This is a genomic window from Nesterenkonia sp. LB17 (genome assembly GCF_022565915.1).
In the GTDB taxonomy this organism is placed as follows: Bacteria; Actinomycetota; Actinomycetes; order Actinomycetales; family Micrococcaceae; genus Nesterenkonia.
Genome location: NZ_JAJOYX010000001.1, coordinates 180821 through 196083, shown reverse-complemented (window position 1 = coordinate 196083; position 15263 = coordinate 180821). Strand labels below are relative to the sequence as shown.

General features: G+C 68.5%; 16 protein-coding genes. 4 read left to right on the top strand and 12 right to left on the bottom strand.

The genetic code is table 11. The features are described from left to right. Positions 1-15: 15 nt before the first annotated feature. The 9 genes from LTH96_RS00885 to rpmB all read right to left on the bottom strand — a co-directional run bounded on the left by LTH96_RS00885 (position 16) and on the right by rpmB (position 7542). On the bottom strand, positions 16-492 hold the full coding sequence (locus tag LTH96_RS00885) for a flavodoxin domain-containing protein (protein WP_241463729.1): 477 nt from the start codon (positions 490-492) through the stop codon (positions 16-18). Positions 493-586: 94 nt separating this feature from the next. Beyond that, positions 587-2602 (bottom strand): NHL domain-containing thioredoxin family protein, encoded by a 2016-nt coding sequence (locus LTH96_RS00880; RefSeq protein ID WP_241463728.1) that lies wholly within the window; start codon positions 2600-2602, stop codon positions 587-589. Between the two features lie 27 nt (positions 2603-2629). Beyond that, a complete protein-coding gene (locus LTH96_RS00875) occupies positions 2630-3499 on the bottom strand; it encodes a hypothetical protein (protein ID WP_241463727.1) in 870 nt (289 codons plus the stop codon). Continuing rightward, on the bottom strand, positions 3496-5637 hold the full coding sequence (locus tag LTH96_RS00870; protein WP_241463726.1) for a cytochrome c oxidase assembly protein: 2142 nt from the start codon (positions 5635-5637) through the stop codon (positions 3496-3498). Before LTH96_RS00870 ends, LTH96_RS00875 begins: the two co-directional genes overlap by 4 nt. Continuing rightward, positions 5634-5891, bottom strand: a complete 258-nt coding sequence (locus LTH96_RS00865) for a hypothetical protein (RefSeq protein WP_241463725.1) — start codon at positions 5889-5891, stop codon at positions 5634-5636. The genes LTH96_RS00870 and LTH96_RS00865 overlap by 4 nt, the downstream gene beginning before the upstream one ends. 189 nt (positions 5892-6080) lie before the next feature. Next, entirely contained in the window at positions 6081-6365 is a 285-nt protein-coding gene (locus tag LTH96_RS00860; RefSeq protein WP_241463724.1) for an HU family DNA-binding protein, read from the bottom strand. Between the two features lie 465 nt (positions 6366-6830). Then, complete coding sequence (gene rpsN, locus LTH96_RS00855; RefSeq protein ID WP_036474463.1) at positions 6831-7136, bottom strand: 30S ribosomal protein S14; 306 nt, start codon at positions 7134-7136, stop codon at positions 6831-6833. Positions 7137-7138: 2 nt separating this feature from the next. Beyond that, a complete protein-coding gene (rpmG, locus tag LTH96_RS00850; RefSeq protein ID WP_022872124.1) occupies positions 7139-7306 on the bottom strand; it encodes a 50S ribosomal protein L33 in 168 nt (55 codons plus the stop codon). Further along, positions 7306-7542 (bottom strand): 50S ribosomal protein L28, encoded by a 237-nt coding sequence (gene rpmB, locus LTH96_RS00845; protein WP_036474464.1) that lies wholly within the window; start codon positions 7540-7542, stop codon positions 7306-7308. The genes rpmG and rpmB overlap by 1 nt, the downstream gene beginning before the upstream one ends. A gap of 363 nt (positions 7543-7905) precedes the next feature. On the opposite strand from rpmB, the gene LTH96_RS00840 reads away from it, so the two are divergent. After that, a complete protein-coding gene (locus LTH96_RS00840; RefSeq protein ID WP_241463723.1) occupies positions 7906-8838 on the top strand; it encodes a DMT family transporter in 933 nt (310 codons plus the stop codon). On the opposite strand, the gene LTH96_RS00835 is transcribed toward LTH96_RS00840, so the two are convergent. Then, positions 8771-10234, bottom strand: coding sequence for an amidase (locus tag LTH96_RS00835; RefSeq protein ID WP_241463722.1), 1464 nt, complete (start codon positions 10232-10234; stop codon positions 8771-8773). The two genes, LTH96_RS00840 and LTH96_RS00835, sit on opposite strands and share 68 nt — an antisense overlap. A gap of 85 nt (positions 10235-10319) precedes the next feature. After that, the gene (locus LTH96_RS00830) at positions 10320-11360 is read right to left on the bottom strand and encodes a D-2-hydroxyacid dehydrogenase (protein ID WP_241463721.1); all 1041 of its coding nucleotides are present in this window, start codon (positions 11358-11360) and stop codon (positions 10320-10322) included. A gap of 127 nt (positions 11361-11487) precedes the next feature. On the opposite strand from LTH96_RS00830, the gene LTH96_RS00825 reads away from it, so the two are divergent. The 3 genes from LTH96_RS00825 (at position 11488) to LTH96_RS00815 (ending at position 14665) form a co-directional block, all read left to right on the top strand. Further along, positions 11488-12156: a GntR family transcriptional regulator gene (locus LTH96_RS00825; RefSeq protein ID WP_241463720.1), complete on the top strand. Its 669-nt coding sequence runs from the start codon at positions 11488-11490 to the stop codon at positions 12154-12156. A gap of 52 nt (positions 12157-12208) precedes the next feature. Continuing rightward, positions 12209-13210 (top strand): aldo/keto reductase family protein, encoded by a 1002-nt coding sequence (locus LTH96_RS00820; RefSeq protein ID WP_241463719.1) that lies wholly within the window; start codon positions 12209-12211, stop codon positions 13208-13210. Between the two features lie 162 nt (positions 13211-13372). Beyond that, the gene (locus LTH96_RS00815) at positions 13373-14665 is read left to right on the top strand and encodes a hypothetical protein (protein ID WP_241464453.1); all 1293 of its coding nucleotides are present in this window, start codon (positions 13373-13375) and stop codon (positions 14663-14665) included. A gap of 6 nt (positions 14666-14671) precedes the next feature. On the opposite strand, the gene LTH96_RS00810 is transcribed toward LTH96_RS00815, so the two are convergent. After that, positions 14672-15226, bottom strand: coding sequence for a thioesterase family protein (locus LTH96_RS00810; RefSeq protein WP_241463718.1), 555 nt, complete (start codon positions 15224-15226; stop codon positions 14672-14674). Positions 15227-15263 lie beyond the last annotated feature (37 nt).

Here is a 15263-nt window from a genome sequence, read left to right as displayed (position 1 = left end):
GATCAAGGGCTTGGATCAGCTCAGACCGTAGGCGATGAGTGAGCCGGCCCAGTCCTCGATCCCGGGCCAGTCGCGGAAGTCCGCGTTCTCGGGTGCCTTGACCACCTTGAGCTGAAGCTTCTCGAAGAAGCTGAGCTTCTCGGCGTCGATGGCGCCGCGGAAGTAGGTGACCTCGCGGTGCGGGTAGCTGCGCAGCGTCTCGGCCAGCTCGGGCTTGAGGCTGGGTCCGCCGCCGGAGGCGAAGAGGAACAGCGGCTTGCCGCCGAGCTCGGTCCGGTGAGCGTCGAGGAACATCATCGCCGGGCCCCACAGCTTCTCCCGGTAGACGGGGATGCCCAGGACCACGTTGTCGGTCTCGAAGAGCCACCGGCCAGCCTCGGAGACGTCCTTGACGTGGGCAGAGACGCCCCGGTTCTTCAGCGTGGAGGCGATGTGCTCGCCGATCTCCGCGGTGGACCCGTGCTTGCTCGCGACAACGACCATCGTGGTCATAGTTCATCCGCCCTCTCGCAGAAACTTATGTTCTTGGCTGAGCCTATCAACGCAGGTCGCGCTGCGGGAGCGCCGGGATCACCGAGATGCGCGATCACCGGACTCCGCGCAGGTCCAGGGTCAGCTCGCTCTGCGCGCCGACTTCAAGCGTGACCGGGATGCCCCAGTCCTGCTGGTAGAGGTGGCAGGCGGCGTGCATCGGGATCTCTTCTCCGGGTGCGCCGTCGCAGGCGGCGGCCCGGGCGGTGATGTGCAGGACTCCCTCGCTGACCTCTGGGTTCAGCTGCAGCGTCCGGCGCAGCCCCTCGGAGTTCCCGGCGCCGGTGAGCAGCAGGTTCTCCGGGGAGGAAGAGACCTTCAGCTGGGTCGGATCGCCCCAGCGGTCATCGAGCTTCTGACCCGTGGGGGCCGTGAAGCCGATGGCGAGGGAGAACTCTCCCGGTGCCACCGCGGTGGACGGGCGCTGGCTCTGTGTGGCGCCCTCGTCCACGGTGAGGTATTCCTTGGGCACCGCGATGCGGACCAGCTCGTGCGCGTTGGTCTCCACCACGAGCAGGCTCGTGCCGTCGGCGTCGAGCAGCACGTCGGAGGGTTCCTTCAGCCCGCGCGCCACGGTCGAGACGCTGGCCGCCACGGTGGTGCCGTCGGCGGCGAGGTGCTCACCGCGGTAGCGGCGGATCGCACCGTTATAGGTGTCAGCCATCAGCACCGAGCCGTCCGGAAGCGCGGTCACCCCCAGCGGGTGCTGCAGCCTGGCCTGCCCGGGTGCTCCGTCGCGGAACCCGAAGTCGAAGAGGCCCTCGCCGATGAGCGTCTCCACCACCGGGGACGGCGCTTCCGTGCCGCCTGCTCCGGCCGCCGTGGCGTCCTCGGCGCTGGCGGCACCGGTGCGGATCACGCGCAGCGCGGAGGTCTCGGAGTCAGCGATCCAGATGTCGCCTGCGGCGTCCTCGGTGAGTCCCGAGGTCTGCGCGAACCAGGCGGTCTCGGCGGAGCCGTCGAGGAGACCTTCGAGGCCGGTGCCGGCGAAGATCGACAGCTCCCCGGTGGCGGGGTCGAAGGTGAAGATCTGGTGGGTGCCGGCCATGGCGATGACCACCAGGTCCAGGGTGTTGGACCAGAGCACGTCCCAGGGGGAGGACAGCGAGACGTTCAGCGGATCGGTGCCCAGGCTGCCGGACTCCACCGCGCCGGCCCGGGCGCGCTCGGCGTCGAGGAGGCGCTGTACGCCGTTGCCGGCCACGGTGGTGACCTCTCCGGTCTCGGCGTTGATGCCGCGGAGCCGGTGGTTGACCGTGTCGGCGACCACGATGTCGTAGCCGACCTGCTGCGCCAGCTCGGCCGGGAGCACGGTCAGGCCCTGGGGCTCGTTGAACCGGGCGGCTGCGGGGTCGCCGTCGTGGTGGCCCTTCTGAAGGTCCTCTCCCCCGCCCCAGGAACGGACCACGGTAGCCAAGTCCGCGTCGAGCTCCACGATCCGGTGGTGGCCGGTGTCAGAGACCAGGAAGTGACCCTGTGCGGCGTCGGATCCGCCGAGCTCGCGGCCGACCGGGACGGCTTTGCCGGGGAAGCGCAGCGTGCGCGAGACCGGCTCGGGTGGGACATAGGGGCCGTCGCCGCGGTGCAGCGTGCCCTTGGCCTCATGCTCGGTGACGAGCTCCTCGACCAGCGAGGTCAGTCCGGCCACGTGGCCCTCGCCGGCGAGGTTCGCGGCGATGTAGCCCTGCGGGTCGATGACCACCAGGGTCGGCCAGGCGCGGGCCGAATAGGCCTGCCAGGTCACCAGGTTCGGGTCGTCCAGGACCGGGTGGGCGATCTCGTAGCGCTCGACGGCGGCGGCGAGCGCGTCGGGGTCAGCCTCGTGCTCGAACTTCGGGGAGTGCACGCCGACGGTGACCAGGACGTCGCTGAAGCGCTGCTCCAGCGGGCGCAGCTCGTCGAGCACATGCAGGCAGTTGATGCAGCAGAAGGTCCAGAAGTCCAGGATGACGATCTTCCCGCGCAGGTCCTCCAGTGAGACGTCCTTGCCCCCGGTGTTCAGCCAGCCTCGTCCGAGAAGCTCGGATGCGCGCACCCGCTCGGTGCGGCGAATCGTCTCAGTCTCAGTCATGCGGGGTCTCCCTTGAGTCGTGCCTGGCTATTCTGCGGTCTCCAGCGCGGCGGATGCTTCGGCGGCGATGGCCTCGGCGATGGAGGTGAACTCCGCCGAGCCTGCCGCCTCACCGCCGGTGAAGGAGACCATGATGATGTCATCGTCCACCTGCGTGAACAGGATCTGCGCGAAAGTTGTTCCTTCACCGCCGCTGCGCTCCCAGGAATAGGCCGCGGTGTTCTCCGCCTGCTCGGAGGCGACCCCGTTCTGGTCCTGCAGCGTCGGCTCCTCGATGCGCAGCTCGTAGTCGATCCCGTCCAGGGTGAACTCGGTGTCCCGGCAGGAGTCCAGCAGCGCCGCGACATTCCCCAGGTGCTCGGCGACACGCTCCTGGTCGGCCTCGCCGTCCAAGGTGGCCAGCTCGATGGAGCCGGCCCCGGAGAAGCTGTCTGCGAAGTAGTCGGCGCGCACGGTCTCCTCGCCGAGCAGCAGCGGTGAGAAGTCGACGGCGGCGAGCGGCTGCGCGCAGGCCTCGGGGCTCACCTGCGCCTCGGGGTCCTCCCCGGCCAGGGAGTTCTCCTCGAGCAGCTCGCGGTAGGAGCCGGCCACCTCGTCGGAGACGAACCCCATCTCGGTGAAGCCGAAGCTCGCCGCGCGTCCGGCGCCCTCCTGGGCGGCGGTGATCAGCCGGTCGGGGGCGCTCAGGCCTGCGGCACTCGCGCCGTCACCCTGCGCCTCGCCGTCACCGTCACCGTCACCGTCACCGTCAGTCTCACCGTCGGTGGCAGCCTCCTCCCCGTCGACCCCGGAGTGGTCGGCATCATCGGGGACTTCGTCGGGGGCTGACCCGCAGGCGCTGAGCAGCAGCGCCGCGGCGAGGGCGGCTCCGAACACCGGAAGGGGCGCTGGCTTCATCGTGGTCCGTCCCGTTCGGCCATCTCGGCGAACATGTCGTTGTAGTCGTTGAGCTCCGCGTTCTGGGTGCGGTCGGCCTCGCGGTCCAGTCGCCTGGTCTCGCGCTTGTCCTCCCGGGACCAGATGACCCCGGCCACGAAGGACATCAGGATCGCCGGGATCTCGCCCAGCGCCCACATCAGTTCACCGCCGCTGCGCTGATCCTCCAGTGCGGTGAACCCCCAGTCGTAGCCCATGTTGCCGAACCAGGAAGCCTGGATCAGCTGGTCCGAGCTGGTCATCGCCACCGCCAGAAAGGCGTGGAAGACCATGGTGGCCAGCAGGATGATCAGCCGCATCGGGTGCGCCGGCCGGGCGGGCAGCGGGTCCTGACCGATCAGCACCAGCGCGAAGATGTACCCGGTGGCCAGGAAGTGGAAGATCATCAGCTCGTGGCCCACATGGTATTCCAGCACCAGTCCGAAGATCGGGGTGTAGTAGAAGATCAGCAGCGAGCCGGCGAAGTTCACCGCCGCGACGATCGGGTTGGTGATGATCCGCGAGAAGCGCGAGTGCACGATCCAGAGGATCCACTCCCGCGGGCCGCGGGTCCCGTCGGTGCGCACCGGCAGCGCGCGCAGCGCCAGGGTCACCGGAGAGCCCATCACCAGGAAGATCGGGGCGACCATGGTCAGCGTCATGTGCTGGATCATGTGTCCGGAGAACAGCACCATCCCGTAGACCGCCGGCCCGCCGGAGGTGACCCAGAGCAGCACCAGCAGCCCGAAGAGCCAGCTGGCCGTGCGCAGCACCGACCAGGAGTCCCCGCGCCGGCGCATCCGCACCATCGCCAGCACATACCAGGCGGCCAGGAAGACGACGATGGCGACCCACAGCCAGTCCGGGCGCCAGAGGGTCAGCCAGAGGCTGCCGGTGGGCTCGGGGGGCAGGTCGTAGCCGGTGAGCAGCCGGGCCGGGGTGGCGTCGGGGGGAAGCTCCTCGGGCACCGGAGGGGCGGTGCGTCCCAGGATCGTGCTGACCCCGATCACCGCGGCCATGATTGCGACCTCCACGAGGATCAGCTGGAAGAGCAGCCCCGCGGGACGCGCACCGCTGCCCAGCCGCGGGATGATCCAGGATCGGTGCATCCACCCGATGACCGCCAGGGCCAGGGTGGCCAGCAGCTTGGCGGAGAGCATCAGCCCATAGCTGGTGGAGGTGAGCTGCCCCAGCGACTCGATGCGCAGGCTCGCGTTGATGATCCCGGAGGCCGCCACCGTGAGCAGCGCCAGCCCGGCCAGGGTCGAGTAGCGCCGCAGCAGCGTCTCGGTCATCCCAGGTGCCGGTTTCGCGCTGGCTGGCGCGGCGCTGGTCGACGTCGCGGCCGAGCGCTCGCGCGCCTCCGCGGCCTCCCGGCTCAGCGCGGGGCCCAGCAGCGCCAGGACCACCAGCCCGCCGACCCAGATGACGACGCCGAGCAGATGCAGCCCCAGCGAGTTGACCGCCGCGTAGTGGTCATCACCGGAGGCGGAGTGCCCGACCAGCGCCATCGGGAGGATCGCGGTGAGTCCGAGCACCGCGATGAAGAACAGTCCTGCCGGGGCGCGCACGGCGGTGACCAGGGTGGCGAAGACCGCTGCGATCAGCACCACTGCGGCCCAGGCCTGGCCGGTGGCGATGGACTGCACGTAGCCGAAGAATCCGGCGGCGAAGGAGTCCGAGGCGGAGAGCTCGAGCCCGGAGAGCGAGGAGAAGGTCAGCACCAGCACGGCCACCGCCGCCACGGTCCAGACCACCCCGGCCAGGCTGGCGATCTGCAGGGTCCGGGCGAACAGCGGATGCTCGGCGGCTGGGTCGTCGGTCGGCAGCTTCCTGCGTCGCCGCGGACCGGCCTGCGGCGGCACCGCCACGGCGGCAAGGATCACCGCGGCGATCGCGGTGGCCATGGCGAGGTGGTGGACGAACCGGGCGACCGGCAGTCCCCATCGGGTCAGCGCACCGGGGTCCGAGAGCTCGCTGGGGTCGTTGGTGCCGGTGAGCACGCCGGTGACGATCAGCGCCAGCAGCCCGGTGCAGAGCGCGGCGGCGGTCAGCGGCAGCGGTGCGGTCCAGAGCCGGGCCGGCGCCTGCCGGGCAGGCAAGGTCACAGAGCTGCTCACGCGTCGTCGTTCCTGGGCGGGTCCTGCCGGGGATCCCGCTGCGGGCCCTGCCGGGGGTTCTTCCGGGGGTCATCGCCGTCGACGTCCTCCTGGGACCGCTGCCGCCAGCGCGCGGACTCCTGCATCTTGCGTCGGGCCAGCACGATGACCAGGACCAGCACGAGCAGGCTGCCGATGCCGAAGACCAGCGGAGCCCAGTCGGGCAGGTCGGGGGCGGCAGGTGCTGCCGCGGTGAATGCGAGTGAGGCTGTCATGGCGGGGCTGCACCTTCCTTGGGTCTTGGGGACTTCGGCGTCCAACGATTCTACGCCGTGTAGAAGAGTCGGTGTGGAAGAGCCTGCGCAGACGACGTCGGCCCCTCGCCCGTTTCTCGGGGCGAGGGGCCGACGGCGTGGGCTGGGGCGGGGCGACTCTGCTTCACAGAGTGCCGCGGCTCATCGGGCTCATTTGCCGGTGGCAGCAGCCTTCAGCTTGGAACCTGCGGAGAGCTTCACGGAGTAGCCCTCCGGGATCTGGATGGTCTCACCGGTCTGCGGGTTGCGTCCGGTGCGGGCGGCGCGCTTGGTGCGCTCCACTGCCAGCCAACCGGGAATGCTGACCTTCTCGCCCTTGGAAACCTGCTCGGTGAAGACCTCGAAGACCGAATCCAGAACGCCGTTGACGGCGGCCTGGGAGTTTCCGGACTTCTCTGCGACTGCTGCGACGAGCTCGCTGCGGTTCAGTGCCATGTGTTTGTCCTCCTGGACGTATTCGGTGGCAGTCCCCGGCATGACCTGCGCAATGCGTGCGACTGACGCGCTCTTCTGCGTCGCCGGACCGGTCATGCCGCGTGGGGCTTTCAGAACGGCAACTTACCACGCAGGCCCGGCCGAACCAGCATGGAACCGCGTGATCCTGGGCCAGAACGACGCATTTCCCGCTCCGCGAACACACCGCACGGCGGCCGGGGAGGGTGATATGAACAAAAAGCTCACGAACAAAAAGCCACCCGTGGGAGGACTGATGCTGTTCCTCCAGGGGGTGAGGAACAGGAGCCTCCGCACGGGTGGCGGTCTTTGTGGAGCTCGTTCGCCGAGGCGAGCGAGCTCTGGGTCCAATCTACAGCAGAATGTGTATTGGACAACCACCGAAGGGGCGGGCCGCCCGAAGGCGACCCACCCCTTCAGAGATGGTTCTGCTTCAGCCGCGGCTGATCACCAGGAAGACTTGGTGATACCGGGCAGCTCACCCTTGTGAGCCATATCCCGGAAGCGGATGCGCGAGATGCCGAACTTCTGGAAGGTGCCGCGGGGGCGACCATCGATGGAGTCGCGGTTGCGCACGCGGATCGGGGAAGCATCGCGGGGAAGCTTCTGCAGACCCACGCGAGCTGCTTCGCGGTCCTCGTCCGACGCGTTGGGATCAACGAGGGTCTTCTTCAGCTGCAGACGCTTCTCGGCGTAGCGCTCAACGATGACCTTGCGCTGTTCGTTCTTTGCGATCTTGGATTTCTTAGCCATGATCAGCGCTCCTCTCGGAAGTCGACATGCTTGCGAACGACCGGATCGTACTTCTTGAGCACGATGCGGTCGGGGTTGTTGCGGCGGTTCTTACGGGTCACATAGGTGAACCCGGTGCCTGCCGTCGACTTCAGCTTGATGATGGGACGTACGTCCTTGTCCTTGGCCATTAGAGCTTCTCACCCTTCTCGATCAGCTCGGCGACGACAACGTCGATGCCGCGGACGTCGATGGTCTTGATGCCCTTGACGGACAAGGTCAGCGTCACATTGCGTCCCAATGAAGGAACCCAGTAGCGCTTCTTCTGGATGTTCGGGTCGAACCGGCGCTTGGTGCGCCGATGCGAGTGGGAGATCGAGTTGCCGAACTGCGGCCCCACTCCGGTCACCTGGCAACGTGCTGCCATGATCACTCCTCTTGCGTAAGTACGTGAATGTATACGGGCGGTCCCCGATTCTGGGTCCCGCCACCAGCTATGACACCGTTACTTGCGAGGACGGACCAGGCTGGGTGAGATCCAACCGAAGTGTCTTCTCATTCGTCCAGCGAGACGCTGAACGGACGGTGGTGCTTGATGTGGTGCTCTGGAATCCAGGCCTCACAACTGCCATGCTGCTTTCCGGCGCTGGTACCCATGACAGCCCCCGCTCCAAGAGGACACGCATGTGCACAGCGCAGCACGGCTTGCGACTGTCTATGTTAGCCCGGGCTCGGCCATTCGGCAAAGCGGGTGAGAATCGGGCTCGAGCGGCGGCGGTACAGTCATGGCGTGACTCAGAACGCCACCCGCACCCGCACAGCACTGCCGGTGGCGGCCATCATCGCCACGGTGCTCATGTGGGCCTCATCCTTCGTCCTCATCCGATGGTCGGCCGGGGAGCTCTCCCCCGGGCCGCTCGCGCTGCTGCGGCTGCTCGCCGGAGCGGTGACGCTGAGCGCGCTGCTGCTCTGGGTCCGCCGTGGGAGGCTGCACCGGCCCACCCGAGCTGCGCTCGGACTCACCGCGCTCTTCGGGGTCAGCTGGTTCGCGCTCTACACCGTGGTTTTCAACCTCGCCGGGCACTACCTCGACGCCGGGACCATCGCGATGGTGGTCAATCTCGCCCCGCTGATGGTCGGGGTCGGCGCGGTGCTGTTCTTCAAGGAGTCCTTCTCCACCCGGCTCTTCATGGGGATGCTGGTCTCGCTCTGCGGCATCGGACTGATCACCGTGGCCGGATCCACCGGCCAGCTGGCCCTGATCGGGCTGGGCATCGCGCTGATCGCGGCGTTCCTCTATGCCGCCGGCATGCTGATCCAGAAGCTGGCACTGCGCCACACCGACCCGTTGACCGCCACCTGGTTGGCCTGCGCCGCGGGCACCATCGCGTTGCTGCCCTTCCTCGGCGCGACCTGGGAAGAGCTGCAGACCACCTCGACACCGGTGATCATCGGCGCCATCTACATGGGCATCGGACCCACCGCGCTGGGCTTCTGGTTCTGGGGCTACGCGATGAACCACTTCCCCACCGGCAAGGTCGCCGCCAGCACGCTGGCGGTGCCCGCCGTCGTCGTGGTGATGTCCTGGCTCACTCTCGGAGAGATCCCGCCGCTGCTGGGGATCATCGGCGGCGCGGTGACGCTGACCGGTGTGGCTATCGCACAGCTCCGTCGACCCGGGCGACCGGCGCGGCCTGTCGGGCCGGCGCCACCGTCGCACTGAACTTCTCACCGCTGGCCAGCTCGTAGGCCCGGGCCGCGCGCAGCACCGAGCGGTCCCGCGTCCTGGCCGCGACGATCTGCAGCCCCACCGGCAGCCCGGCGCTGGTCAGCCCGCAGGGCACCGAGATGGCGGGCTGCTGGGTCATGTTGAACGGGATGGTGTACGGGGTCCAGCTGGTCCACAGGTCCGAGGGCCAACCGACGGGAGCCTGCCGGTTCGCGTCGAAGGCAGGGATCGGCATGGTGGGAGTGACCAGCAGATCGTATTTCTGGTGGAACGCCCCCATGCGCACCCCCAGGTTCATGCGCACCCCGGTGGCGCTGAGATAGTCCAGCGCCGAGGCATCGGCGTACTTCTCGATGCCCGCGCGCAGGCCTGGATCCACATGCTCCAGCGCGCCGGGGCCATAGGCCTCGAGCACCTTCGCCGCACCGGTGAACCAGAGCACGTGGAACGCCTCCATCAGATCCTCCAGATCGGGGTCCACCTGCTCCACCTGGGCGCCCAGCGAGACCAGCACCTGGACCGCCTCATCGACCCGCGCCTCGACCTCGGGATCATTGCTCCCGAGGCCAAGGGTGGGCGAGTAGCCGATCCGCACTCCGGCGAGCGAGCCCCCGTCGACCTCGAGCTCGGCGAGCTCTGCCGAGAAGGGGCGCGTCTGTGAGGGCAGCGCGGACCAGTCGCGGGCGTCGAAGCCGGCGATCACATCGAGCAGCAGCGCGGTGTCGGTGACGGTGCGCGCCATCGGCCCGGCATGGGCGAGGGTCCCGAAGGGGCTTGCGGGGTACATCGGCACGGTGCCGTAGGTGGCCTTGATCGCCACGGTGCCGGTGAAGGCCGCCGGGATCCTGACCGAGCCGCCACCGTCGGTGCCCACCGCCCAGGGGCCCATCCCGGCCCCGACCGCCGCGGCCGCGCCGCCGGAGGATCCGCCCGCGGTCAGGGCGGGGTTCCAGGGGTTGGTGGTGGCGCCGAACCGCAGCGAGTCGGTGGTGCCCTTCCAGGCGAACTCCGGCGTCGCCGTCTTGCCCAGCAGCACCGCCCCGGTCTCGCGCAGCCGTGCCACGCAGGGTGCGTCGAAATCCCAGGGGCCGGCCTCATCGATCAGCCTGCTGCCGCGCAGGGTCGGCCAGCCCACGGTCGGGAAGATGTCCTTGATCGAGGTGGGCACCCCGTCCCCGGGGCCCAGCGTCTCACCGGAGCTCCAGCGCCGTGCCGAGCCCCGGGCGGACTCGAGGGCGGACTCCCGGTCCACCAGCACGAAGGCGTTCAGCGCCCCGTTGTGCGCCTCGATCCGCTCCAGGGCGGCCTCTGTGGCGTCCACCGGGGTGAAGTCGCCGGTACGGTAGCCCGCGAGAAGTTCGACGGCGGTCAGGTCAGCAAGGTGCGTCATGCGCCCCTCCTCAAGCTCTGGAGTCCGAGGACTCGTCTGGTGCAGCAGGTCGGGTGGGTGAAGCGTCGGCTGGGTCAGATTCAGTTCAATGTCGCGGGACGTATCCCTTGGCGGTGTCCACGATGTTCTTCAGCTCCGCCCCGTCGAGCCAGCGCTGCGCGTTGTCCACGAACTGCTCCGCGAGCGCCTTGCGCCAGCCGACCACGTCTCCGGACATGTGGGCGGAGATCGTCACCGACTCCATCGTCCAGAGCGGCGAGTCCACCGGCAGCGGCTCCTGAGCGAAGACGTCGAGGGTGGCGCGGGCGAGGCGGCCCGCTTCCAGCGCCTCGACCAGCGCGGGCTCATCCACGGATTCTCCGCGACCGATGTTGATCAGGTGCGCACCGCTGCGCATGGCCGCCAGGGACTGGGCGCCGATCAGCCCGGTGGTCTGCGCGGTGAGCGGGGCGGCGTTGATGATGTGATCGAAGCCGCCGATGTGCTGGGGCAGCTGCGCGCTGTCCACCACCGTGCCGAAGTCTGGGTCCTGCTCGCGGGCGGTGCGTCCGGCTCCGGTGACCGTGATCCCGACCGCGCGCAGCAGCCGCGCCGTCTCCCGGCCGATCGCCCCGGTGCCGATGACCAGCGCGGAGGTTCCCTGCACCTGCAGCGTCTCGCGGTGCACCCACTGGCGCTGCTGCTGGTGGCGCAGGCTTGCCGCGAAGTCCTTGGCATGGGCGAAGATCGCTGCCAGCACGTATTCCGCGATCGGCCGGTCGAAGATTCCCTGCGCGTTGGTCACCGTGACCTCGGAGCTGCGCAGCTCCTCGAACATCAGCGCGTCGACTCCGGCCGCGGCCACATGGATCCATCTCAGCGCGTCCGCCTGCGGCCAGGCCTGTCGCACCGCCGGGGAGAAGAAGTCCCAGAGGAAGAGCGCCTGCGCGCCCTCGAGCGCGGCGCCGAGCCCGGCGGCGTCGGTGTACCTGACCTCGGCCAGGCGCTCGATCGGCTCCAGCCCTGCGGGTCGCTGGAGCTCGGCTGAATTCTGAGCTGAATCTTGTGATGCGTCCTGTGATTCGTCCTCCGGTGCCGCCTCTGCAGTGGGACACAGCACCGTGATGATCGGTCTCGCTGGGGTCATGTTCACCTGCTCATTCCTGGCCCGTCGTATCGGCCCTGCTCGGCCCATGTCTGGTCTGCCGACCTTTCATCTCCAGTGCGGCTATGCTATGAATACCTGTGAAGATTGTCAACAATCCGGAGATATTATGAGTTCCGCGTCAGGCTTTCAACCCGTCCCCCGTGAGTCCACCTCCTCGCTGATCACCCGCCAGCTGCGCGAGGGAATCATGAGAGGCGCCCTGCCCGCAGGCACCCAGCTCTCCGAGGTGGCCCTGGCGGCCGAGTTCGGCGTCAGTCGGGGCCCGCTGCGCGAGGCCATGCAGCGCCTGGTCCAGGAAGGCCTGGTCCGCAGCGAGCTCAATCGCGGACTCTTCGTCAAGGAGCTGGACGAGGCCGAGATCCGTGATCTCTACCTGACCCGCACGGCGATCGAGACCACCGCGGCCCGCGCGGTGGCCCACAGCGAGGCGGTGATACCGGGCACCGAGCGCCTTCGCGCCCGAGCTGCCGCGATGGCCGCCGCCGCAGCAGCCGGGGACCTTGAGGCGCTCGCGGACGCGGACTTCGCCTTTCACGAGGAGCTGGTGAGTCTGGCCGGAAGCCCCCGGCTGCACCGGGTCCACGAGACCCTGATGGTGGAGACCAGGATGTGCATGACGGCGCTGCAGGGGACCTACTTCGATCCCGAGGACCAGGTCGCGGAGCATTCACGCATCGTCGAGGCCATCGCCTCCGGCGACGATGCCGCGCTGGTGCGGGAGATCGAGGAACACATGCAGGAAGCCCTGGACCGCCTGGTCAGAGCCTCTCGGTGAACTCCTCACGCACCCCATGGTCCTGCGCGGCCGACGGGGATAAGGTCGAAGAATGGAATTCAGATATCTCGGACATTCAGGCCTGAAAATCTCAGAGATCACCTACGGCAACTGGTTGACCCACGGCTCACAGGTCGAGAACGACGTCGCGACCGAGTGCGTCCACGCAGCGCTCGACGCCGGGATCACGACCTTCGACACCGCGGACGTCTATGCCAACACCGTGGCCGAACAGGTCCTCGGCGACGCACTGGCCGGGCAGCGCCGTGAGTCCCTGGAGATCTTCACCAAGGTCTATTTCCCGACCGGCCCCAAGGGGCACAATGACACCGGACTCTCCCGCAAACACATCATGGAGTCGATCAACGGTTCGCTGACCCGACTCGGCACCGAATACGTCGACCTCTACCAGGCGCACCGCTATGACTACGAGACTCCGCTCGAGGAGACCATGCAGGCCTTCGCCGACGTGGTCCGCTCCGGCAAGGCGCTCTACATCGGGGTCTCCGAGTGGACCGCGGATCAGCTGCGTGCGGGACACGCGCTGGCCAAGGACCTCGGCGTGCAGCTGATCAGCAACCAGCCGCAGTACAACATGCTCTGGCGGGTCATCGAGCCCGAGGTGGTGCCGGCGTCGGAGGATCTCGGCATCTCCCAGATCGTCTGGTCACCCATCGCCCAGGGCGTGCTGACCGGAAAGTATCTGCCGGGCCGGGCCGCTCCGGAGGGTTCCCGCGCCTCGGACAAGGAGGCAGGAAAGTTCATCGAGCGGTACATGGACCAGGAGATCCTCACCGCGGTGCAGAACCTGAAGCCGATCGCCGCGGACCACGGCCTGGATCTCGCGCAGCTCGCCGTGGCGTGGGTGCTGCAGAACCCGAACGTCGCCTCCGCGCTGGTCGGCGCGTCCCGTCCGGAGCAGATCTCCGGGAACGTCGCCGCCGCCGGAGTCACCCTTGACGACGCCGCGATGCACGCCATCGACGCGGTGCTCGGGGATCTGGCCGAGCAGGATCCGAGCCTGACGAAGTCCCCGGAGACGCGCATCAGCTGACCCCAGAGACCCCTCGTCTCCCCCCCCCCGGCGGGATGCGGAGCGCGCCCGGTGATGCAGCGCATCGGGCGCGCTCCGCAGTCGTCTCGAAATCCGGTCACCTTTACCGTTTCGTTATGAAAATGGTGGCCCGGAACGTACACTGGCCGCTGGACTGAAGACATGGACAGCCGCCTGAACATGGGCGCAGCTGACCACCGGCGCGGGGAGCAGGACTGGATGAAGCGAGGAGCACGGCGGGCCGTCCCGCTCAGCGGCGCAGCCCTGGTGAGCATCGCCCTGCTCGTGGGCGCAGCCCCGACCGCAGCCGTCGCGTCCCCCGATGCCCCGTCGACTTCCGCCGCTCCCACCGCGGGCACCGCGGGCACCGCGGGCACTGGTGACACGGTTGACCAGCAGGTCGATGGAGACGCTTCGGAGTCGACCGATGACGTCGCGGACCCGGGTCCTGCACCTTCGCCGGAGCCCGCCCCGGAGCAGCTCGATCCCAGCGAAGATCCCGGCGAGGATCCCCTCGAGTCCCCGGCTGATCCCATGGACACGCCGGAGCCAGAGCCGGTCGATCCTGGACCGACTGACCCCGCGCCCACCGATCCTGAGCCCACCGCTCCTGGACCCACCGGTCCTGGACCCACCGGTCCTGGACCCACCGAATCTGGACCTACCGAGCCCGAGTCCACAGACCCCGAGCTCCCCCAGCCCGAGCCCACCGACGAGGAGTCCCCACCGGTCTTCCCGACCGATCCGGAGGAGGAGATCTCGGCGCCTGCGGAGGGCGAGCACTACCTTCGCTGCGGCTCCGCCTTCGCCTCCCCGGGGCAGACCGAGACCCTGCGCCTGCAGATGAGCAGCGGACTGACCGACCTCACCGTCGGCTCGAGCCTGACCGGCGCCACCATCTGGATCGACGGCGGGGTCGTCTACTATCAGGCCCCCTCACCGCTGCCGCCTGGTTCTGCACAGGATGATTTCGCGGTTCGTGGAATCTCCCCGAGCGGGGAGCGGGTCGCAGACCGATGCAACATCGGTCTGCAGTCCACATCGGAGGGTGCCGACGACGCGGTGCAGCCGACCCCACCCCAGGAGCCCGACGCGGGCGAGGACATCCCGGCGCCTGTCACACCGGAGACTCCCGAGGCGGCCGAGACCCCGAGCGCCGCGAGCACCCCCGCAGAAGCCTCCGAGACCTTCAGCGGCCCGCCGATTCCTGGAATGCCCGGCTATTCGCTGCCCGGGCGGGATGCCTCCGGCACCAGCCCCTCCGCGTCGGCCGCACAGCCCACCGAAGCCTCGGAGCAGGCCGCGCCTTCGAAGCTGGCCGAGGACTCGGAGCTGGCGGCGACCGGACTGAACACCCTCCAGGGCTTCAACGCGGTCGTCTTGGCGCTGGTGGCGATCCTCGCCGGCGCCGCCGCGATGGTCGTGGCCGCTCGCCGGTCCGACTCCCCCGGCTGAGCCGCCTCACCAGGTGTTGGGAGCCGTCTTCCGGGCGGCCGGCAGCGCCGAATCGCGCCGCCAGGTCTGGAGCTCCTCACTGACAGAGAGGTCCTCCGGCACCTCGTGGCCGAGGTCGCGGATCGCGCCGAGGATCTCGACATTGGGCACGGGGCCCGCGCTGGAGAGCAGCCGGCCGGCGACGTGGGCCCGAACGTAGATCTCACCGTCGACCACGGCTCGCTGCTCGAAGTAGAAGCACTTCTCATCGAAGCCGATCATGCGGGTGTGAATCTCGAACCGAGTCATGAACGTCACCGAGCGTCGGAAGGTGATCTGCTCGGACTGGACCACCGGTGACCATCCGCGCTTACGCATCTGTGCCCAGAGTCCGGAGCGTGCCATGAGGTCGAACCGACCGAGATCGAAGAGTGAGAAGTACTGGCCGTTGTTGATGTGGCGGGCGATGTCGACGTCGGTGGGCAGCGCGCGCATCGTGACCACCGAGGATTCCCAGGGAGTCATGGTGGGTCGACGGCGGGCCTGGAGCAGCACCAGCAGGGTGCGGAATATCACATGCATGGGCACAGTGTGCCACAAGCTACCAGCCAGTAATAAG